This window comes from uncultured Pseudophaeobacter sp., assembly GCA_905479575.1.
Classification (GTDB): Bacteria; Pseudomonadota; Alphaproteobacteria; order Rhodobacterales; family Rhodobacteraceae; genus Pseudophaeobacter.
In genome coordinates this window covers 1-18,857 of the sequence record CAJQNB010000010.1, presented here as the reverse complement: position 1 = coordinate 18,857, position 18,857 = coordinate 1, and the positions used below count along the sequence as shown (strand labels likewise).

Genomic DNA, 18,857 nt, shown 5'->3' with positions numbered 1-18,857 from the left:
ACGGATTTTATTTGCGTCATGGCGTTACTCTTTGGTGATCGGCACGATCCGATCCGCCTGATCCCGTTCAGCCTGGCGATGGGCCGCGATCAAAATAGCTGCCTGGGGGCAAGCCTGCCGCAGGCCACGCATCACCGCGCAGGCCGTGTCATAGTCCAGCCCCTCGGTGGGTTCGTCCAACAGCATGAGCGCAGGGCGGCGCAGGATCGCGCGGGCCAAAACCAGTCGGCGAGCTTCGCCCCCCGACAGCCCCGCAGCACGGGGGCCGATGGGCAAGCTCAACCCACCACGCGGGCGCAGGGTATCCGCAAGGCAAACGGCCTCCAGCGCAGACCACAGGTCTGCATCACTTGCTTCGGGCGCGGCCAGCCGCAGATTCGCCGCTACGGTGTCAGCAACAAGGGCAGACCGCTGCGTCACCAAAACAGCAGCCTCCATCATGGCATGGGGTGGTAAAAGTGCCGGATCACGCCCGGCAAATCGAACACGGCCCTGCGCGGGCTTTAGCGCGCCGATGGCCAGCAACAAAACCGTGCTTTTACCACTGCCGCTGATGCCTTCGAGCACAACAGTCTCACCTGGTGCGACCAACAGTGAAACCGGCGCAAAAAGGCTGTTATTCGCCACATCAAATGTCACATCTTGCATCAGAAGCCCGGTCCCAGTTGCAACCGGTCTCGCTGCCTCGGATGTGGGCTCTGCGGCCTCTATCGCCGAGCGCACCCGGCGGGCGGCATGGGTCATCCGTCCGATCTCGGACAGGGCACGCCGTACCGGAGCGACGGCTTCGCCCAGTGCAAGGGCTGCAAAAACGCCGATGGCAGCGGTGGCCACATCAATCGTGCCGCCCTGCACCAAAACAATCCCGGATATGAGACAGCCAGCCGTCACAAGCCCCCCCACCATGTCCAGCAGAAGCCCCATCAGCCGCTCGATCTGGTCCAATTGGCGGCGCGCCTGTGCTGCTCTGTCAAAGGCGCCACAGGTCTGGACCGCCACATGTGGCAATTGCCCATAGACGGCCAAATCATCGCGCCCGGCCACAAGGTCAATCATGCGACTGCGCCCGGCCTGAAGCCCTGCTTCGGCCAAACGTGCGGGCCGTCTTGCGACACGCTGCCCGATGATGAACACGGTTGTCGGCAACAAAAGATACCCCCCGGCAAGGATACCCGCCACGCTGGGATGAACCAGCCACGCCAGCAGCAGCGACACGGCAAGGATGGTTATAGCCCCCGCTATCGCCGGGATGACCAGCCGCAATAGCGCGCCATCCAAGGCTTCGGTATCGGCGGCGATCCGGTTGAGTTCTGAAGTGGCGCGCAACTGTTCCAAGGCCCTGTGGGGGCGGGTCAGCAGCCCGCGCAGCAGTGCGACCCGTAGCTGCGCAATCGCCCGCAAAGTGGCGTCATGGGTCAAGACCCGCTCGCCATACCGGGCCGCCGTGCGCCCCAGTGCGAGAAACCTCACCATGGCCGAGGGGGCGAAGACGTTGAAAACGATGCCAAGTCCCGCGATCCCGGCTGCGGCGGTGGCCATGATGAACCAGCCCGACAGGGCCAATAGGGCAACGCCCATGACTAACACGGTAACGGCAAGAGCAAAACCACGGGCCAGGGCGACGCGTTCGGCGCGCAGGATGCCAAGGACGATGGCGATCAGATCGCTCATGGTGCCGCCCTCCCCGAGAGGGTAAGGCGCTGCGCCATCCGCTCGGCTAAAGACATGTCATGGGTGGCGACCAGCAGCGTCCCGCCGGCCTGGGCAAAGCGCACCAGGCTGTCGCCCACCAAACGCGCCGTTTCCATATCAAGATCCGCTGTGGGTTCGTCCGCGATGACCAGCCCCGGCCCCCCATGCAAAGCACGGGCCAGCGTCACGCGCCGGCCCTCACCACCGGACAGGCCCGCCCCCCGCGCGCCCAGACGGGTTAGGTCTCCACGTGGCAAGGCATTGATCACACTGTCCAATCCAGCGGCGCGCAGGGTGTCGTCCGAGATCGCATCGCCAAAACCGATGTTGGAGCGCAGGGATCCGTTCAGGAAATGGGGCGCTTGCGGCATCCACCCGATAGAGGCCCGCCAGGCATCAGCATTGTCGTCCGACAACGGCAGGCCATCAATCAGGATGACGCCGCTGTCAGGCCGTTCCAGCCCCGCGATCAGGCGCAATAGCGTGGTCTTGCCCGCACCGCTGGCCCCTATGACGGCGAGGCTGTCACCTGGTTCCAGCCGGAAATCCGGATAGGCAATGCCGTGATGTTGCAGATCACAGGTCGCGAGCCGCGGCATCTTGGCCAGGGGAGCTGCCAGCCCTCCGTGCCCCAGCCGCTGCGATCGCGGCTCATCTCGCCAGGCGGTGATTTCATCCATCACCGCATCGGCCCCGGACCGGTCATGCCAAGCGGCGGCCAGGTCGCGCAGAGGTTGGAAAAACTCTGGCGCGAGCAGCAGCAGGTACAGACCTGCCGTCGGGGTCAGCGGCGTGCCCCAGCCGCCCCAACTCAGCTCGCCCAGCAGCGAGAACCCCACCCAGATCGCAACCATGGCCACGCCGAGAGCCGAGAACAGCTCCAGTACCGTCGACGATAGGAAGGCAATGCGCAGCACCGCCATGGTCCGCTCGCGCAGGTCTTCGCTCGCACGGGTGAAGTTTTCAACCGTTGCAGGTCCGGCGCCGATCAGCCTCAAATCGGACAGAGCCGCAAGCCGATCGACCAGCACGTCGTTCATTTGCCCGACGTCCTTCATTTGGCGTGCGCTGGCCTCCTTGGCTGCCCAGCCCACCAATGCCATGAAAAGCGGAATCAACGGCCCGGCCAGCAGCAGCACCAGCGCCACCGCCCAACTGTGCCAAAGCGCGATGCACAGGATCACCGGCGGCAGCACCATCACCCGCATCCTGGCAGGACGATACCGCAGCAGGGCAAGGCGCATGGCTTCCGGCTTCTCGGCGGTCAGCGCTGCCAGGGCACCTGCTCCGCCAAGCCCAGATGGTGTGGCCGCTCTCGCCTCCGCCGCCACGATCTCCTCCCTGAGCGCGCCAATCTTTGCCTCCGCCGCCAGGCCCAGCAGCGCCTGTGCTGCCATGTCGATCAGGGCGCGCAGCCCCCACAGCAGCAGGATCGCGACGCCGGTACGCAGGGGGGAGACGGGCTCCCCCGCCATGAGCCTGCCGAAGACCCCGGCGATAACGGCGGCAACAGCCAACCAAACGAGGCTGGAGGCCACCGACAGCAGGCCGCCAAGGGTTTCCCTGTCCAGGGGGCGGGGGGTGAGAATCGTCATGGCGCGCCATTTATTTGGTATCTTGGATGCATATTATGGGCATTGCCATCCGGGCGACTTGATCTGGCGCAAGGTCTATTTCACATTTTTGCTGTAAGATAAGCAAACATCCAGGGGATCACCATGCGACTAACCATCAGGACGAACCTTGCCGCGCGGATCCTGATGGTCTGCGCCGAAAACCCTGAGCTCCTGCTCAAGACCGCGGAGGTCGCGGCGCTGTGCAATTGCTCCACCAATCACGCAGCCCATGTGGTTCAGCGCCTTCAGGCCGAAGGCTATGTGTCCACGCTGCGGGGCCGCTCTGGTGGTTTTTCACTCTCGCGCCGGGCCGAGGACGTCTCAATGGGGGACATCTTTCGCCTGTTCGAGGCTGACATTCCATTTGCGGAATGTTTTGACGAGACCACCAATACCTGCCCGCTGCGCGGCAGCTGTCGTCTGCAACGCTATATCGAACGCGCGCTGGACGCCTTTTATCACGAACTTGACCTGGTGACCCTGCGGGACCTGGTGCAGGGCAATTGCGGTCTGAGCGCCCTGTTGACGCTGAGGCCCGAGTTGCCTGCTTCTTGCGCACCATGAGCCCGTCGCCGTGCTGCACCGAGGTCTGACCTCCGACGGCCCAACAACGCACTGATCGGCGCGGTGTTCAATGGTGAAGCTTGGTGTGACAGGCACGCGCCCATGACGCAAAGCGCTCCATTTCGGCAAGACGCGGATGGTCGCTGCGGCTCACCGCCCAGAACGTTCTGCCGGGCAATTCGGTCTCTGACAGGCGGACCAACTGCCCGGCGGCAATAGCGGCACCGGCCAACACGCTGGAGGCGAGCACCACGCCCTGACCTGCAAGCGCTGAGTCCATGGCGTTTATTTCCTCGGAAAAATGTTGTGTGACCTTTGGCACCGCCTTCCCAAGCCCGGCGGTGCGCGACCAGCGCTGCCAGCTCGGCGAGGCCTCCGCGCCGCCGCTCCAGCGGTATTCGATCAGCGGCAGGCGCAGAATAGCGGCGTCGTCGCGGACCGGGTTCCGACCCAGCAGGTCCGGCGCGCAGAGCGGGATCAGACGGTCTTGGAACAGTGGCAACCATTCACCTTCCGGCTCCGGCTGGACGGCATAGCGCACCGCAAAGTCGACAGCGCTGCCGGACAGATCCACCGGTTGGTTGTCGGCCTCGACCTTCAGATTTAGCCCGGCTTCGCTGCGCAATGCGGGCAGCCGCCGCATAAGCCAGAGGCTGGCGAAGGCCACGGTGACGGAAACCGTCAGGGGGCGGTCCGTCTGCAACTCTGAAATCCCCGAGATGGCATCGGCCATGCGGTCAAAACTCTCCCGCAGGACCGGGTACAAGGCCTCTCCTTCTGTCGACAGGCGGATCGGACGCGGGTAGCGGTGAAAGAGTTTCACCTCCAGGATCTCTTCGAGCTGGCGGATCTGATGGCTGATCGCCGTGGGCGTCAGGTGTAATTCGGCTGCGGCGCGGGCAAAATGCAGATGCCGGGCGGCGGCTTCAAAGGCGCGAAGCGCGTGGAGCGGGGGCAGGCGCCGCATGGGTTTTATCCTTTTTGTTCGGGGGGGAACCCTGGATGAATTTCATTCACCCAGGCCATGAGAAATTCGCTTTCGCCAGAGGCTTGGCCGCTTGGTAGGCAGGGGGAGTAGTGCATAGACACAGGAGATTTCCCATGCCCACTCTGTTGCGAATTGATGCAAGCGCCCAGCTTGAAGAACGCTCTCTCACGCGTCACCTGACCGGGCTGTTCACCCGGAACTTTCTGGAACAGGCGCCAGATACGAAAGTGATCACCCGGGATGTCGGTTTGAACCCGATCCCCGCGATCGATCATAAATTCATTCACGCGGCGTTCACCCCGCCTGAGGAGCACGAGCCGTGGATGGCCGAGCGTCTGGCACTGTCCGACGCGCTGGTCGATGAGGTGATCGCGGCGGATATCGTCGTTCTCGGGGCGCCGATGTATAACTATGGCATGCCGACCGCCCTGAAAGGCTGGATCGACCACATCGCGCGAATTGGTCGGACCTTTTCTTTTGATCTGGCCCGTGGCGACACTCCGATCGAGCCGATCCTGTCGGGCAAACGGCTGGTTGTGCTGTCCTCGCGCGGCGAGTTCGGTTTTGCTCCGGGCGGTGTGCGGGCACATCTCAACGCGCTTGACCCGGCGCTGGCGGCTTGCGCCCATTACTTTGGCGTCGCGCAGGCAGATATCGAGACCATCGCGATCGAATATCAGGAGTTCAAGGACGCGCGTCACGAGGCGTCGGTTGACACGGCAGAGACCCGTACCCGTGCGCTGGCCGCAAAATTGGCGGGTGCGGCGGCGCAGGCCGCCTGAGATACCCGTCTGAGACGGTAACATCCGGGGGCGCGGGTTTTGCTCCGCGCCCCCAATTTGTTGTGTGGCCAGGCTCACGCGGAGGGGCGGTGCAGCTTGACTTCCAGCGCGCTTGGCTCCGCCTCTTCGCCATTGATCGGCAGAAGATCCATCGGACAGCAGGAAATCACCACCACAGCGTCCATTTCAGCGCGCAGCAGCACGTGGTCGCCTTTGCTCGAGACAGGGGGGCGCCACTCCATCGCGCCGTCTTCGACCACTGGGGTATTCATCCAGAGGTTCAGCGGGCAAGGCACCGATGTGGGACGCAGGCCGATGGCCGCCAGCGCCATGCGCAGGTTGTCGGTGCAATTGTCGTGATAGCCCTCATGGCCCAATTGGGCATAGCGGTGAATATCGCAGGAGGCGACCAGCGTGTCGTGAACACCGGGTGAAGTGTCCTCAACCATCGTCAGGATCGGGTGCCGCCGGTTGGTCACCAGCGCATCACCAGGGCGTGGCGAGACCCGCCGCAGCGTCGGCCGCAGGTGCTCCATCGACAGGTATTCGTTGCAGTCGCCCTCGGCAAAGGCCCAGAAATCGCCGATCTGGTTGCCGTCGCGGTTCATAACCGACAGCAGCTCGCCCTGTTTCAGCCGCATCGCCCGGCCCTGGCGGGCAGGAATGGTATATGTGGTTTCGGGGCTCAGGCGGCCATTCTCTGCAAGTGTGTGATGCGCGCTCGGGTTTTCACCGTCGGGCCGTGCAGGCTCAAAGGGGGTGTTCATCGTTTTTTCTCCATCAGGACGGGATGAGTATAGGGGGCTGCGGGTTCACGGTGCGGCTGCCAGGTGCCTTCGGCTTCCTGGCTTGCGGCGTAGGCGGCGATCTCTTCCAGCGGTGCGAACCAGACGTCACCGCGTGACAGAACCTCTTCGAGCCAGTGCTCTACCACCCGCCAGCGGGCCAGCCGCCCGGTCAGGAACGGATGCCAGATACCGATCCAGAGCCCACCGGCCTCGTATTGTGCCTCGAACTCCTCAAAGGAGGCTTCCAGCCCGCGGCGCGGCGACATCACCGGCATCTTGTAGCCGATCTCATCAAAATGCGCGAAAGGCGGCCAGTCATCACTGCCCCAATGCACCGGCAGCTCGTAGAGAGACCCGGATGTAGTGTCGATGCGATAGGGCAGATCGTCCGCCATCATCGAGCTGTCATAGGTGAACCCGTGCTGCACTGTGAGCGACAGCACCTCGGGGGTGACATTATAGACCGGAGCGCGATAGCCGCGCGGGGTGCTGCCGGTCAGGCGGCGGTGAACTTCAAGTGCGCGCTCGAACCAATAGGTTTGTTCCTCGGCGCTTTGTTCGGCAGGGTCTTCGTGCAGATGCCCATGGTGGCCGATCTCATGCCCGCCCGCGAGGATCGCCTCGACGGTTTCGGGGTATTGTTCCATCACCCAGCCGGGCATGAAAAAGGACTGTTTGAGCCCTAGCCGTCGGTAGGTATCAAGAATGCGCGGCACACCGGAATTCGGCCCATAGCGGCCCATGCTGATTGGGTAGAGGCGGCGGTGCCCGTCGTCGGGACGGGCGATGTGGATCAGGCTGTCGGCATCAACGTCAAAGGTGATCGCACAGGCACAGCGGGCGCCGTTTGGCCATTTTATCGGGTTTCGGATCATGTCAGGTTTCCTTTTTCATCAGCAGCGTTTCGACCATTGCTGCCGTGGCGAGCAGGGTGCGGTCGCTGTCCGGTGGGCCGACCAGCTGCAGGCCCACCCAGCAACCCGTGTCGGTTTGTCCGACGGGCAGGGAAATAGCGGGCAGATCCAGCAGGCTGGCGGGCATGGTCAGGCGCAGAGCCGCAGCATTAGTTGCGGCAAAGGTTTTGGGGTTTGCCAGCAGCGGCGCGAGCAAGGGCGCCTCGATTGCGGCGGTGGGCAGAAGGTAAATGGTATCGGCCCTGCGGATGGTTTCGCGCAGCGCTTTGGCTCCATGCACGACCTCGGCGATCTTGCCTGGATCCAGTTTGGCTGAGGCACGCAACCGCGCCGCGACAAACGGGTCGAGACGACAGAATTCTGCCGTCTCAATAAGGTTTTGATGGGTCTGCGCCGCCTCGAAGGCTCCCGGCCAGCCGCCCGCGTCGATTAGTGTCAGCGCCTCATCCAGCACCGACTGTCTGCTATACTCCGCTCGCACACCGGCCTGTTCCAGGGCCGTTACCGCCTGTTTGCAGCGCTGGGAGACCGGCGCGGCCACCCCGTCACCGTCGAGCAGGTCAATGGCAACCGCGAGGCGGTTGGCCGCGTCCGGGCTGGTTGTGTCGCCGGATAAAATGGCATCCAATTCGATGATATCGGTAACCGTGCGGGCAAAGCTGCCAACCGTGTCAAAACTGGGCGCCAGTGGCATCACACCGCCCATGGGATACCGCCCGCGCGTTGGCCGAAAACCCACCACGCCCTGAAACGCCGCAGGCACCCGGCAGGAGCCTGCCGTATCAGTGCCAACAGCCAGCCGGGTGATCCCCCGCGCGACAGACACCGCAGCCCCCGAGGAAGAGCCGCCCGGAACACGCCCCTCTGACATCGGCGTCCCGAAATGCGGATTATATCCGATCCCGGAAAACGCCAGTTCCGATAGATTGGTCATGCCGATGCTGACCAGCCCAGCCTGGCTGGCACGCTGGACCACCTCCGCATCTGCCTTGGCGGGCGCGGCCTGCCGTCTCAGCAAGGATCCGGCGGTCGCTGTGACGCCCTTTACCGCGATCATGTCTTTCCAGGACACTGTTGCCCCATCAAGCGGGCCCAGTTTGTTGCTGCGGCCGTCGCTCTGGCGGGCTTGGGCTTGGGCACGGTCGGGCAGCAGAGAGAGAAAAACCTCGCCTTCCTGCCCGGCCCGTCGCAGGGCGTCCATGGTTGTGTCGAGAGCTGAGCTCATGCAGCCCTCACCTTGGGGGCTCCCCGTGTTTGTCGCGCCTCTTCCAAAACAAAACCGTCGTCTGGATGCCAGGAGGCATAGACCCGCGCCCCGGTGCGTGCGTCCAGCTGATCAAGCTCGCGTTGCTGAACCTGTGCCACCAGGCTATGGCCAGATGTGGTTTCCAGATGCAGATTGACAACCGCACCGGCAAACTCCTCTGATATCAGTGTGCAGGCGATTTCGTTTTCGCCCCAACCCGGGGTGACGGTCACGGATATTCTGTCAGCCCGTATAGCCAGATCCACAGTCTCGCCTTGGGAGAGCCCGGTGCAGTTGGCCAGCCGGACTTTGCCGTCGCGTGTTTCCAGAAAGCGATTGCCGTCCTCTTTGCCCCGGACCTTTCCTTCCAGCAGGCTGATGCCGCCAACAAACTGAGCGACAAATTTGCTGCGGGGACGCAAAAAGATGTCCTGCGGGCTGCCAATTTGTTCCACCCGGCCGCCGTTCATGATGACAACCCGGTCAGCCAGCGAAAAGGCTTCGGAATGGCTGTGGGTGACATAGACAAAGGTGATGCCGAGCTCGCGCTGGAGCGTCTTCAACTCGCCCTGCATTTTGATCGCCATATGGGCGTCCAGGGCCGAAAGCGGTTCGTCCAAAAGTAGAACTTTGGGCTTCAGCACGAGGCTGCGGGCCAGGGCGACGCGCTGGCGCTGACCGCCTGACAGACGCGCGACATTGCGCTCTGCGTAGGTGGAAATGCCCAAACGCTCCAGCCAGTCATCGACGCGACGCTTGCGCTCTGGCCCGGAAATGCCGCGCATCTTCAGCCCGAACTCGACGTTTTCCCGCACGGTCATGAAGGGAAACAAGGCCAGGCTTTGCCAGACCATGGGGGTTTCCCGCTCCCAGACCGGCAGTTGGTCGATCCGGTTGCCTGCAAGCGTGATCTGGCCACGGTCGGCAGTTTCAAGACCGGCAAGCATGCGCAGGGTGGTGGTCTTGCCGCAGCCAGACGGCCCCATGATCGCAATGAACTCCCCCTGGGCAATATCAAGCGAAAACTCTTCGACGGCGATGAAGCTGCCATAGGACTTGGCAAGCCCGTCCATTTTCAAATGCGCGTTGGTCATTATGTCTCCTCCTTGGACATGGCGCCGCCGCTCTGGCTCAGAACCACGGCTAGCGCGATCAGAACCAGTGTGAGCGTGACGGAAAAACTCATTGTGCCGATGACATGGATCGTCGGGTCGACCTGTCCCTGAAGCGTGGTCAGAACCGCAACGGGAATGGTTTCGTTCAACCCGCCGGTGAACCAGGCGATTACGTATTCGTCGAACGACACAGCAAAGGTGATGAGGAAGGCTGCGAGAATGGCCGGCAGCGTGTGCGGCAGCACGATCCGGGCGAGCGCGGAATGCGGCTGGGCGCCGAGGTTCTGCGCAGCTGTTTCCAGTGTCTCGTCCAGCTGGGCCAGCCGCAACCGGCATATCGCCATCGCAAAGGGCGCGGCAATCACCACATGGGCGGCAACCACAGCCATCAGCGTACCGGCGATACCGATGCGGGAGAAAAAGGCCAGCATGGCGAGGCCAAGGATGACCAGTGGCACCGTTGGCGGCAGCAAGGCCAGCGCCAGCACGGCCTTCTGGCCAAAGAACCGAAATCGATAGTCTGCATAGGCGGCGGCAAATCCCAGCGCGGTGGCGATCAGTGCGGTGATCGCAGCAACCGTCAGGCTGTTGCCAAGGGCCTCCAGCATCGCGCGGTCGGTCAGGACCTGGGCATACCATTGGGTGCTGAACCCGGACATATCAAGGCTCGGGAATCGGTCAGCGCTAAAGGAAAACAGCACTGCCGACAGAATCGGCGCATAGAGCAGCAGGAAAACCAATGCCAGCCCGGCGATCCAGAAGGCTTTGGGCAAGGAGTGTTTCAGATGCGGAGGCATGTCTTATCCTTTCTCACGATAAGCCCAGAGGACGGTTAGGAAGGCGGTGACCAGCAGGCTTGCGATCATCAGCAGCGCCACCACGGCGGCGCGCGGCCATTGCTGACCCGCCCGAACAAGATCCGTCACCAGGATCGGCAGGGTCTGGAAGGCGCCACCACCAAGATATGCGGCGCTGACGAACTCGGCGTAGGACAGCAGAAAGGCAAACAGCAGCCCCAGTGCAAGACCGGGGCGGGCCGCGGGCAGGATCACACGGAACAGGATTGCTGCGGGCCGCGCCCCAAGGTTGGCGGCTGCCGAAATCCCCGTTCTGTCCACATTGGCAAGGGCGATGGTCTGCAGGATCAGCACGACCGGCAACGCCAGGGTTGCATGACCGAGAAACAGCGCGAAATAGGTGTTGAGAAGGCTTTCGCCTTTGCCACCTAATGCCTGAACAACCGAAGAGATCACACCGCCCTCTGTCAGGAAAACCTGCCAGGAATAGATGCGGACAAGATAGCTTGTGAAAAACGGCGCGATCGCGAGCCCCAGAAGGATCAGCCGCTGACGTGGCGCAGCAACAAAGGCCATCGCGTAGGACGCCGGAAAGGCCAGGAGCGAAATCGCGACAGCGCTGGCCATCGACAGGCTGTAGCTGCGCCAGAAACTGGCCCAGAGAAAATCAAGGCCCAGAACATAGCGCCAGGCCGACAATGTCGCGTCCGGTGTCAGCCGGTAGTTCACCACCGACCAGAAGGAAATCGCTACCAGCAAGCCAAGCGGCACGGCAAAGAACAGCAGCAGCCAGACGGGCAGCGGCAGGACCCAGAGCGCCTGCCAGGCGCGGTTAAAAAGGAACCGGCGCAACGAGGTGCGGGCCGGTATAGCGGGGGCAGTCATGTCGGTATCTCCCATCGGGTTGCGGTCCCGGCTGCAGTGCCGGGACCGGACCGGGCATCAGGCGTTCTTGTAGCGGGTCCAGGCGTCGTTCCAGGTTTCCAATGGTTGTTGCACTGGAAGCTCCCGCAGGCGGATACGTCCGGCGCGGATCTCATCGAGCGCATTTGGACCGTTCAGCACCATGTTTTGACGCTGTGCCTCACCTGGCAGTTCATCATTCAGCCGGGCCCAGCCCGACCGCGTCGGGATCATCGCTGGATAGGCCTTGAGCGTGGCGGTTTTGACCTGGCCTTCGGGTGACAGCATGTATTGGATAAATGTCCGGGCCAGATCCTGATTTTTGGACCCGGCACCAATTGACAGGGACTCGGTCCATTGCAGACCACCTTCCTCGGGGATGGTGGTGGTGACATCAGCGCCATCGCGGGCCAGTACGCCGGTGATCCAGTCGCCGATACCGGGGATCGCAGCGACCTCGCCGGAGCGCAGCGCCGACAACATCCCGCCGTAGTCATAAAAACCGCGCACCTGAGGCCGGAGCGACATCATCGTTTCGGTCAGTTTTGACCAGCGGCTCTCATCAAGGTCGAAAGGCGTCTCATTTCCGTTCACCAGGCTCAACGTTCCAAGGTTGGGCAGATGCCAGTCAAAATGGCCAATCCGCCCCTCATGCTGAGCGTCCCACATGCTGCGATAGCTGCGGGCTTCGGCCTCGCTCATCGCGGCGCGATTATGGGACAGCCCGAGGAACCCGAACCGCAGAAAGACCGCATAGGGATCACCGTCAAACCAGTGGCCACGGAAATTCTGAAACTCCGGAAAAAAGTCGTCAAACGGATAGTCTTCTGGTGCCAGGGGGGCGATGAAGCCGGCCTGCTGCAATTGCACCACGTATTCCGCGTCCGACAGGATCACATCGTAAGTTCCGGCCGGAGACTGGGCGATTTGCGCCAGCATCTGGTCGCCACCGACGTACTCCTTGGCGCGGATCCGCACGTTGTGCGTTTCCTCGAATGCACCGATCGCGTCGGGGTCGGCATGGCCTGCCCAGGTGAGCATTGACAGGTCGCGGCGGCCCTGCGCTCGCAGAACGGCCGGGGAGGCGAGGACGGCGGTAGCCGCGAGCCCCCCCTTGATCAATTGGCGCCGAGTGGTAATAATGTTGCGTGTCATTTTGTCCTCCCTTTTCATTCCACAAGCTTCAGAAAGAGGAGGCTTAAAAACAAATGACCATTCTTCAGGCCATGCTGAGTTTTCTTTTCACCAGGGATGGACGCCATGCGTAAGCTCCCGCCGTTAAACGCAATTCGTGCCTTCGAAGCGGTCGCCCGAAGGCTCAGTTTTGCTGATGCGGGGGGTGAACTCGGCGTCACCGCGACGGCTATCAGTCACCAGATCAGGCATTTGGAAGCCTATCTCGGGTTCCAGCTGGTCGAACGCCGCCCCCGCCAGATCGCCCTCACGCCGGCCGGGCAGGAGCTGTTTCCCAAACTGCAGACGGCCTTTGATACCTTGGGCGAGGCCTTCGCAATGCTCGACAAGGATGTCGAACAATCGCTGGTCCGGGTCACAACCACCTATGCTTTTGCAGAACGCTGGCTGGTGCCGCGCCTCGGGGACTTTTTCGACCAGCACGGCGACATCAGGGTCGAGGTCGAGACCGATGACGATGTGCTGGACCTGCGAGCTGACCGGCTGGACCTGGCGATCCGGTATGGCCCGCACACCGCTGTGAGTGAGCAAGCCGAGGTTTTGCTTTCAGACCGCTATCTCCCCGTCAGCCTGGCCGAGTGCCCGGACACCGGTTTGCAAGATACTCGCTTGCTGGGGTTTCGCTGGCGTAATCCGGAGATGGGCGGCCCGACCTGGGAGGAATGGTTCAAGGAAGCCGGGGAGGCATTCCCAACGGACCAGATCACCCGTTTCAGTGATGAAAGTGCCGCTTTCAATGCGCTGGATCAGGGGTTGGGGTCGCTTCTGTCCAGCAGCGCGCTTGTCGCGGACGGTCTGAGCTCAGGCCGCTACCGGCAGATACCCGGTCCCGAGCTGAGCGGCTTTGCCTATAGCATCGTGCTCAACCCACTGTCGCGCAACAAGAGAGGCGTTAAGATATTCGCCGATTGGATCATGCACGCCGCCCAACAGGCGTGAATACCAAGCCTCTGTCAGCATCTTGCGCCTGTGTTTGTTCCAGCTTCATTTGGCCCAAAATACCCTCGCCCAAGGCACAGAGACTTTATTGCTGCTGTTTTTTGTAGTCATTATAGGTCGATTTTGTTGTCCAGGCACCTATTGGGGCAACTGTGCATTTGCTCCGGGCTGCACCATGGATTAGAGAGAATGTTGAACCGCTTTCCCGACAGAGACCAAAGCCCATGAGCCGCATCAGTCAAATCGAGTTGGATGACCGCAATCTGCCACCGCCGACAGCGGAGATCGAGCAGGAACGAAAAGTTGCGATTTTTGATCTAATCGAGGAAAACTCTTTCACACTCCCTTCGCGTGGGGACCGACCAGTTGTGGATGGCCCCTACCATCTGGGTCTTGCCATTCGTGAAAAACGTCTCGTGTTTGACCTGCAAACCGAAACTGGGGAAAAGGCTGCAGAATTTCACCTGTCGCTCTCCCCTTTCCGGCAGGTGGTGAAAGATTATTATCAGATCTGCGAGAGCTACTTTTCCGCTGTAAAAACGCTTCCTCCCAGCCAAATCGAGACCATTGATATGGCGCGGCGCGGCATTCACAACGAGGGCAGCCGGGTGCTGCAAGAACGCCTGGAAGGTAAGGCAGAGGTCGATACCGATACTGCCCGCCGCCTCTTTACGCTTATTTGTGTGCTGCATTTTGGGGGGTGATGGGTGAGCGCGTTACCGCAGTCCGTATTGTTCTGCTGTGATCATAATGCGGTCCGCTCGCCTATGGCTGAGGGGATCATGAAGAAGTTCTATGGCACTGGCACCTATGTGCAGTCTGTCGGCGTCAAAAATGATCTTGAGATCGACGGGTTTTGCGTCGCGGTCTGCCAAGAGATTGATGTGGAACTGTCGCGCCATCGGTCGCGCTCTTTTGACGAGATGGAGCAATGGGGCGATGATCTGTCATCCTTTGATCTGGTCATCGCCCTGTCGCCTGCCAGCCAGCGCCGAGCCTTGGAATTGACGCGGGTCTTTCACCTGGATGTTGAATACTGGCCAATCATGGATCCCACCGGCCTGGGCGAGACACGTGAAGCCAAGCTGGACAGCTATCGGCAAACGCGTGACCAGATTATCCAGCAGCTGACGGCGCGCTGGGGCGAAGCAAGCGAAATCATATAACCGGGCCCTGTGCCCGCCGTAATTGCGGTACTGCAGGTGAAACCATCAACCTGCCGGGTGGGGCTGTGCGAAACCCTGTCTCATTACCATGCTACACATCCTGCAGTGGCTTTGATCCGGGCCAGGTTGTCGCCCGCGCCGAATCGGTTTTGTCGCTTCGCGACCGGAGGAGGCCCCTGGGGATGGCTTTTTTTCATCCGCGCGCCTTCCATGCTGGCGCGCTGCCATTCAGTTTTGGCCTTTTGCAGCCTTTACCCCCTCAGCACACAGCCTGAGGCCAAACCACCACACAGGCCGCTGGAACGCGTATAGGGCCTGCAAGGCCATGCGCCGATTGCCAGGGCTATGACGCGGTTTGCGTGCAGGGATTTCGCAAATCGGGTGTCCCAGATAAGACGCTATAATTCTGGGCGCGCGCTCTGACGGCAAGGGCTTGAGGTTCAGATAGGCCAAAGGAAGAGTTGCCATTTCTCTATTGGTCTGGCCTGTTGTGGCAAGCCAAAATAAGTAAGGATCTGAGCTTATGAAAATCGCAACCGCTGCCTACCCGCTTGATTGGCTCGACAGCTGGGCACAGTATGAAGACAAGCTTGCAGCCTGGGTGGCAGATGCCGCAGGTCAGGGCGCTGATCTTTTGGTTTTCCCCGAATACGGCGCGATGGAGCTGTCCACCCTGGATGGCCCAGGTGTGGCTGCGGATTTGCAAGGGTCTATCACCGCCGTATCCGACCGCATGGACGATGTGGCGGCACTGCATCAAAAGCTCTCTGCCGAATATAATGTATATATTCTAGGGGCTTCTGCCCCGGTAAAGGCTGGTTTTGATCTGCCGGTGAACCGGGCTGAGTTTTACAGCCCCTGTGGCGCCCGGGACCATCAGGATAAGCAGATCATGACCATGTTTGAGCGTGATCCCTGGCAGATCGGCGCGGGCGGGCCATTGAAACTGTTTGATACCGCCCTCGGCAAGATTGGTGTTTTGATCTGCTATGACAGCGAGTTTCCGCTTTTGGGGCGGGCTTTGACGGAGGCGGATATCATCCTGGTGCCTTCCTGCACCGAGGCCCTGGCTGGGTATTGGCGGGTCCGCATTGGCGCCATGTCACGGGCACTTGAAGGGCAATGTGTTACGGCGCATGCCTCGGTTGTTGGCACCGCGCCCTGGTCGACGTCGGTGGAGGTCAATCTCGGCATGGGGGGGGTCTTTGGGCCACCTGATACCGGCTTTCCTGCAACCGGTGTCATCGCCGAAGGAACCCTTGGGCAGCCAGGCTGGACTCTGGCGGAGGTTGACCTGAAAACCATTGCAGATGTGCGTGCCGCAGGGGTGGTGCGCAATCGCAGCCATTGGCCAGAACAGGAGCAGAGGATAAAAACCTCTAGAATCCTTCTCAAGCCGTGATTGCGCCCTTGAAATATTGGGAGAATAGGCTCATTTAGTCCCAGTTCCCGCAGCTGGGCGGGGTAATATGAATATGGAGACAACATGGCCAAGGAAGATACGCTCGAATTTCCCGGTGTCGTGAAGGAACTCCTGCCTAATGCGACGTTTCGGGTCGAGCTGGAAAACGGCCATGAGATCATCGCACATACGGCGGGCAAGATGCGCAAGAACCGCATCCGTGTTCTGGCTGGCGACAGGGTACAGGTGGAAATGACCCCCTATGACCTGACCAAGGGCCGGATCAACTACCGCTTTAAGTAAGCTGTTGATCCGCCAATTGAACCAAAGCCCGGCCATTGTGCCGGGCTTTTGTATGTGCGGCCCTGCAGGTCGCAGCCTCCGGCAGGAATATTTGCGGAAAGATGAAGCCAGGGGCTGCTCTTTCTTGTTTGACTATTCCGCTTTATGACGGGGTGAAATGGAAAAGGGGCCAAAGCAATGGCATTTATTCTGGGATCAGGCAGTCCGCGGCGGCTAGAGCTTTTGGCGCAGCTGGGTGTTGTACCCGATGCTGTGCGGCCGCCGGATATCGATGAAACACCTCTGGCACGAGAGCTCCCTCGCGCCTATTGCACCCGGGTCACCCGCGAAAAAGTCAGCGCTGTCCCGGCAGAGGCCGATGACGTTGTGCTATGTGCGGATACTACGGTTGCCTTGGGACGTCGCATATTGGGAAAGCCCGCTGATGCCGGACAGGCCGCTGAGTTTCTGCTGGCCCTTGCGGGACGCCGCCACCAGGTGATCACTGCAGTCGCCCTGCGTCGCGGCGACCAGCTTTGGCAGCGTTCGGTGGTGAGCCAGGTCAAAATGAAGCGCCTGTCCGACGCCGAATTGAACGCCTACCTCGCGAGTAATGACTGGCTGGGCAAGGCCGGAGGGTATGGTATTCAAGGCCCGGCTGGGGCCTTTATTCCCTGGATCAGCGGGTCTTTTACCGGAATCGTTGGCCTGCCCTTGGCAGAGACCGCAAATATGCTGCAAGCCGCTGGCTGCAAGCTTTACAAGGAGGCCGCCGCATGAAGGGTCGCTCAATCATTCTGGACCATATCCAAGGCCGCGAAGCCGCTGCTCTTATGGTGGACGGAAAACTTGATGACTTTCTGATCGATGGCGATGCACCGCTGCCGGGCACCATCTACCGGGCCAGGGCCGATCGCCCGGTCAAAGGCCAGGGGGGTATGTTCCTCTCCACCCCGGACGGCCCTGCATTTTTGCGACAGGTCAAAGGGTTGGCGCCTGGTCAGATGCTGTTGGTGCAGGTGTCCGGCTATGCGGAGCCTGGCAAAGCCATCCCCGTGACCCAAAAGCTACTGTTCAAAAGCCGCTATGCCATTGCCACTCCCGGGGCGCCGGGGATCAATATTTCCCGCGCCATTCGGGATGAAGAGGAACGCGACAGGCTGTTGGAAATTGCCCATGGTGCCCTGGAGGGGGCGGACTATGGCATGATCCTGCGGTCAGCCTGTGCAGGGGCGGATGCGGATGAGGTGGCTGAAGACATCGCCGCCATGGCGGATCTGGCCTCCCAGGTGCTTGCGGATGCAGAGGGCGAGATGGAGGTCCTGACCGAAGGAGACGGCCCCCACCTACGCGCCTGGCGAGAATGGTCGCAACCAGCCGAAGTATTCCGGGAAGCTGGCGATTTTGAACACCACGGTGTTCTTGATGCGCTGGATGTTACGCTCACCATTCGCGAATCGCTGCCCGGCGGTGGCCATCTGTTTATCGAACCAACACGCGCCCTGGTGGCCGTAGATGTTAATACCGGCAGCGACACCTCTCTGGCGGCCGGAACCAAAACAAATATCGCCTGCGCCAAACTTCTGCCCCGCGCCCTGCGTCTGCGTGGCCTTGCGGGTCAGATCGTGATTGATGTTGCCCCCATGCCCAAAAAGGACCGCAGCACCTTCGAGAGCGCATTGCGCGCGGCTCTGCGCGCAGATAGCGAAGAAACGACCATGGTGGGATGGACCAATCTGGGCAACTATGAGCTGCAACGCAAACGCGCTCGCGTTGTCCTGTCGGAGCTGTTGTCATGAGCTGCCCGATTTGCGGACTTGCAACCAATCAGGCCCATCGCCCCTTTTGCTCAAAGCGCTGCGCTAATCTGGATTTGGCCAACTGGATGAATGGCAGCTATGCCGTTCCGAGCAATGATCCAGAAGACATTGAAAACGCAATGAAAGAAGCAGAGGATACGGAACTCAATACGGCAAATACTCCGCCAACGCAGCATTAGCATTTTTCTTTCAAAAACCCTCTGGACACCACCGCGTGGACATCATAGAAGGCCCACACCCAAGGTTTGAAGCCTTTCCCGTGCCCGGGTAGCTCAGGGGTAGAGCAGTGGATTGAAAATCCTCGTGTCGGTGGTTCGATTCCGCCCCCGGGCACCACTTTTACCAAGTAAAAGCAATGCGTTGGCGGCTTGGCCGCTGTTGCACCTCTTTGGTTAATTGCCCGGGACTGCACCGGGACTGCGTTATCGTGCCAAGTAAGTGGTGCAAGATAAACCAAAAAGTGTCTATACACACATTTGAGACACTGTGGCGTGATGATTTTCAGGCCCCTGTTGAATGTCACTGAGAACTGACCCGGTAGCCTCATAAATTGTCACTGAGAATTGACCCATGTGAACACATTGCCCTGACGGTTTTGTTCAGGGAGACATGGAGTGATCGACATGGGATTTTTGAGTGTCATAAGACG

General features: G+C 61.0%; 20 protein-coding genes and 1 tRNA gene. 11 read left to right on the top strand and 10 right to left on the bottom strand.

Annotated elements, in window-relative coordinates:
- Positions 1-24: 24 nt before the first annotated feature.
- Both QZ268_RS03990 and QZ268_RS03985 read right to left on the bottom strand, forming a co-directional pair.
- Positions 25-1,671 carry an ATP-binding cassette domain-containing protein gene (locus QZ268_RS03990; protein WP_295448367.1) on the bottom strand — a complete coding sequence of 549 codons (1,647 nt, stop codon included), beginning with the start codon at positions 1,669-1,671 and terminating at the stop codon, positions 25-27.
- Entirely contained in the window at positions 1,668-3,287 is a 1,620-nt protein-coding gene (locus QZ268_RS03985) for an ATP-binding cassette domain-containing protein (protein ID WP_295448364.1), read from the bottom strand. Before QZ268_RS03985 ends, QZ268_RS03990 begins: the two co-directional genes overlap by 4 nt.
- A gap of 123 nt (positions 3,288-3,410) precedes the next feature.
- Here QZ268_RS03985 and QZ268_RS03980 point away from each other — a divergent pair, with 123 nt between their 5' ends.
- Positions 3,411-3,872, top strand: coding sequence for an Rrf2 family transcriptional regulator (locus QZ268_RS03980; protein ID WP_295448361.1), 462 nt, complete (start codon positions 3,411-3,413; stop codon positions 3,870-3,872).
- A 67-nt stretch (positions 3,873-3,939) separates the two neighbouring features.
- On the opposite strand, the gene QZ268_RS03975 is transcribed toward QZ268_RS03980, so the two are convergent.
- Positions 3,940-4,839, bottom strand: coding sequence for a LysR substrate-binding domain-containing protein (locus QZ268_RS03975; protein ID WP_295448358.1), 900 nt, complete (start codon positions 4,837-4,839; stop codon positions 3,940-3,942).
- A 134-nt stretch (positions 4,840-4,973) separates the two neighbouring features.
- On the opposite strand from QZ268_RS03975, the gene QZ268_RS03970 reads away from it, so the two are divergent.
- The gene (locus tag QZ268_RS03970) at positions 4,974-5,642 is read left to right on the top strand and encodes an NAD(P)H-dependent oxidoreductase (protein ID WP_295448355.1); all 669 of its coding nucleotides are present in this window, start codon (positions 4,974-4,976) and stop codon (positions 5,640-5,642) included.
- 74 nt (positions 5,643-5,716) lie between these two features.
- Here the strand turns inward: QZ268_RS03970 and QZ268_RS03965 are convergent, their stop codons facing one another.
- Genes QZ268_RS03965 through QZ268_RS03935 form a run of 7 tightly spaced genes read right to left on the bottom strand, consistent with a single transcriptional unit; the run spans position 5,717 to position 12,560 of the window.
- Entirely contained in the window at positions 5,717-6,409 is a 693-nt protein-coding gene (locus tag QZ268_RS03965) for an urea carboxylase-associated family protein (RefSeq protein ID WP_295448352.1), read from the bottom strand.
- A complete protein-coding gene (locus QZ268_RS03960; RefSeq protein ID WP_295448349.1) occupies positions 6,406-7,305 on the bottom strand; it encodes a polysaccharide deacetylase family protein in 900 nt (299 codons plus the stop codon). Before QZ268_RS03960 ends, QZ268_RS03965 begins: the two co-directional genes overlap by 4 nt.
- A 1-nt stretch (position 7,306) precedes the next feature.
- Complete coding sequence (locus QZ268_RS03955; protein WP_295448346.1) at positions 7,307-8,569, bottom strand: amidase family protein; 1,263 nt, start codon at positions 8,567-8,569, stop codon at positions 7,307-7,309.
- Positions 8,566-9,684 (bottom strand): ABC transporter ATP-binding protein, encoded by a 1,119-nt coding sequence (locus QZ268_RS03950; protein ID WP_295448343.1) that lies wholly within the window; start codon positions 9,682-9,684, stop codon positions 8,566-8,568. Before QZ268_RS03950 ends, QZ268_RS03955 begins: the two co-directional genes overlap by 4 nt.
- Positions 9,684-10,502, bottom strand: coding sequence for an ABC transporter permease (locus QZ268_RS03945; protein ID WP_295448340.1), 819 nt, complete (start codon positions 10,500-10,502; stop codon positions 9,684-9,686). Before QZ268_RS03945 ends, QZ268_RS03950 begins: the two co-directional genes overlap by 1 nt.
- A gap of 3 nt (positions 10,503-10,505) precedes the next feature.
- Positions 10,506-11,387: an ABC transporter permease gene (locus tag QZ268_RS03940; RefSeq protein ID WP_295448337.1), complete on the bottom strand. Its 882-nt coding sequence runs from the start codon at positions 11,385-11,387 to the stop codon at positions 10,506-10,508.
- 57 nt (positions 11,388-11,444) lie between these two features.
- Complete coding sequence (locus QZ268_RS03935) at positions 11,445-12,560, bottom strand: spermidine/putrescine ABC transporter substrate-binding protein (RefSeq protein ID WP_295448334.1); 1,116 nt, start codon at positions 12,558-12,560, stop codon at positions 11,445-11,447.
- Positions 12,561-12,665: 105 nt separating this feature from the next.
- Between QZ268_RS03935 and QZ268_RS03930 the strand changes: the two genes are divergently transcribed.
- From QZ268_RS03930 to QZ268_RS03890, 9 genes are all read left to right on the top strand, one after another.
- Positions 12,666-13,538: a LysR substrate-binding domain-containing protein gene (locus QZ268_RS03930; RefSeq protein ID WP_295448331.1), complete on the top strand. Its 873-nt coding sequence runs from the start codon at positions 12,666-12,668 to the stop codon at positions 13,536-13,538.
- A gap of 224 nt (positions 13,539-13,762) precedes the next feature.
- Positions 13,763-14,242, top strand: coding sequence for a UPF0262 family protein (locus QZ268_RS03925; protein ID WP_295448327.1), 480 nt, complete (start codon positions 13,763-13,765; stop codon positions 14,240-14,242).
- A gap of 3 nt (positions 14,243-14,245) precedes the next feature.
- Positions 14,246-14,704 carry a low molecular weight phosphatase family protein gene (locus QZ268_RS03920; protein WP_295448325.1) on the top strand — a complete coding sequence of 153 codons (459 nt, stop codon included), beginning with the start codon at positions 14,246-14,248 and terminating at the stop codon, positions 14,702-14,704.
- A 523-nt stretch (positions 14,705-15,227) separates the two neighbouring features.
- The gene (locus tag QZ268_RS03915) at positions 15,228-16,106 is read left to right on the top strand and encodes a carbon-nitrogen hydrolase family protein (RefSeq protein ID WP_295448322.1); all 879 of its coding nucleotides are present in this window, start codon (positions 15,228-15,230) and stop codon (positions 16,104-16,106) included.
- 84 nt (positions 16,107-16,190) lie between these two features.
- Positions 16,191-16,409, top strand: a complete 219-nt coding sequence (gene infA, locus QZ268_RS03910) for a translation initiation factor IF-1 (RefSeq protein ID WP_005620785.1) — start codon at positions 16,191-16,193, stop codon at positions 16,407-16,409.
- A gap of 177 nt (positions 16,410-16,586) precedes the next feature.
- Positions 16,587-17,168 carry a Maf family protein gene (locus tag QZ268_RS03905; RefSeq protein ID WP_295448288.1) on the top strand — a complete coding sequence of 194 codons (582 nt, stop codon included), beginning with the start codon at positions 16,587-16,589 and terminating at the stop codon, positions 17,166-17,168.
- Positions 17,165-18,187, top strand: coding sequence for a ribonuclease E/G (locus QZ268_RS03900; RefSeq protein ID WP_295448285.1), 1,023 nt, complete (start codon positions 17,165-17,167; stop codon positions 18,185-18,187). Before QZ268_RS03905 ends, QZ268_RS03900 begins: the two co-directional genes overlap by 4 nt.
- Positions 18,184-18,387, top strand: coding sequence for a DNA gyrase inhibitor YacG (yacG, locus tag QZ268_RS03895; protein WP_295448282.1), 204 nt, complete (start codon positions 18,184-18,186; stop codon positions 18,385-18,387). The genes QZ268_RS03900 and yacG overlap by 4 nt, the downstream gene beginning before the upstream one ends.
- Positions 18,388-18,469: 82 nt before the next feature.
- Positions 18,470-18,544, top strand: a tRNA-Phe gene (locus QZ268_RS03890).
- Positions 18,545-18,857: the final 313 nt, after the last annotated feature.

Bases quoted from the DNA above. Each gene is read 5' to 3' on its own strand.
- QZ268_RS03990 (WP_295448367.1), bottom strand. From the start codon at position 1,671: ATGAGCGATCTGATCGCCATCGTCCTTGGCATCCTGCGCGCCGAACGC.
- QZ268_RS03985 (WP_295448364.1), bottom strand. From the start codon at position 3,287: ATGACGATTCTCACCCCCCGCCCCCTGGACAGGGAAACCCTTGGCGGC.
- QZ268_RS03980 (WP_295448361.1), top strand. From the start codon at position 3,411: ATGCGACTAACCATCAGGACGAACCTTGCCGCGCGGATCCTGATGGTC.
- QZ268_RS03975 (WP_295448358.1), bottom strand. From the start codon at position 4,839: ATGCGGCGCCTGCCCCCGCTCCACGCGCTTCGCGCCTTTGAAGCCGCC.
- QZ268_RS03970 (WP_295448355.1), top strand. From the start codon at position 4,974: ATGCCCACTCTGTTGCGAATTGATGCAAGCGCCCAGCTTGAAGAACGC.
- QZ268_RS03965 (WP_295448352.1), bottom strand. From the start codon at position 6,409: ATGAACACCCCCTTTGAGCCTGCACGGCCCGACGGTGAAAACCCGAGC.
- QZ268_RS03960 (WP_295448349.1), bottom strand. From the start codon at position 7,305: ATGATCCGAAACCCGATAAAATGGCCAAACGGCGCCCGCTGTGCCTGT.
- QZ268_RS03955 (WP_295448346.1), bottom strand. From the start codon at position 8,569: ATGAGCTCAGCTCTCGACACAACCATGGACGCCCTGCGACGGGCCGGG.
- QZ268_RS03950 (WP_295448343.1), bottom strand. From the start codon at position 9,684: ATGACCAACGCGCATTTGAAAATGGACGGGCTTGCCAAGTCCTATGGC.
- QZ268_RS03945 (WP_295448340.1), bottom strand. From the start codon at position 10,502: ATGCCTCCGCATCTGAAACACTCCTTGCCCAAAGCCTTCTGGATCGCC.
- QZ268_RS03940 (WP_295448337.1), bottom strand. From the start codon at position 11,387: ATGACTGCCCCCGCTATACCGGCCCGCACCTCGTTGCGCCGGTTCCTT.
- QZ268_RS03935 (WP_295448334.1), bottom strand. From the start codon at position 12,560: ATGACACGCAACATTATTACCACTCGGCGCCAATTGATCAAGGGGGGG.
- QZ268_RS03930 (WP_295448331.1), top strand. From the start codon at position 12,666: ATGCGTAAGCTCCCGCCGTTAAACGCAATTCGTGCCTTCGAAGCGGTC.
- QZ268_RS03925 (WP_295448327.1), top strand. From the start codon at position 13,763: ATGAGCCGCATCAGTCAAATCGAGTTGGATGACCGCAATCTGCCACCG.
- QZ268_RS03915 (WP_295448322.1), top strand. From the start codon at position 15,228: ATGAAAATCGCAACCGCTGCCTACCCGCTTGATTGGCTCGACAGCTGG.
- infA (WP_005620785.1), top strand. From the start codon at position 16,191: ATGGCCAAGGAAGATACGCTCGAATTTCCCGGTGTCGTGAAGGAACTC.
- QZ268_RS03905 (WP_295448288.1), top strand. From the start codon at position 16,587: ATGGCATTTATTCTGGGATCAGGCAGTCCGCGGCGGCTAGAGCTTTTG.
- QZ268_RS03900 (WP_295448285.1), top strand. From the start codon at position 17,165: ATGAAGGGTCGCTCAATCATTCTGGACCATATCCAAGGCCGCGAAGCC.
- yacG (WP_295448282.1), top strand. From the start codon at position 18,184: ATGAGCTGCCCGATTTGCGGACTTGCAACCAATCAGGCCCATCGCCCC.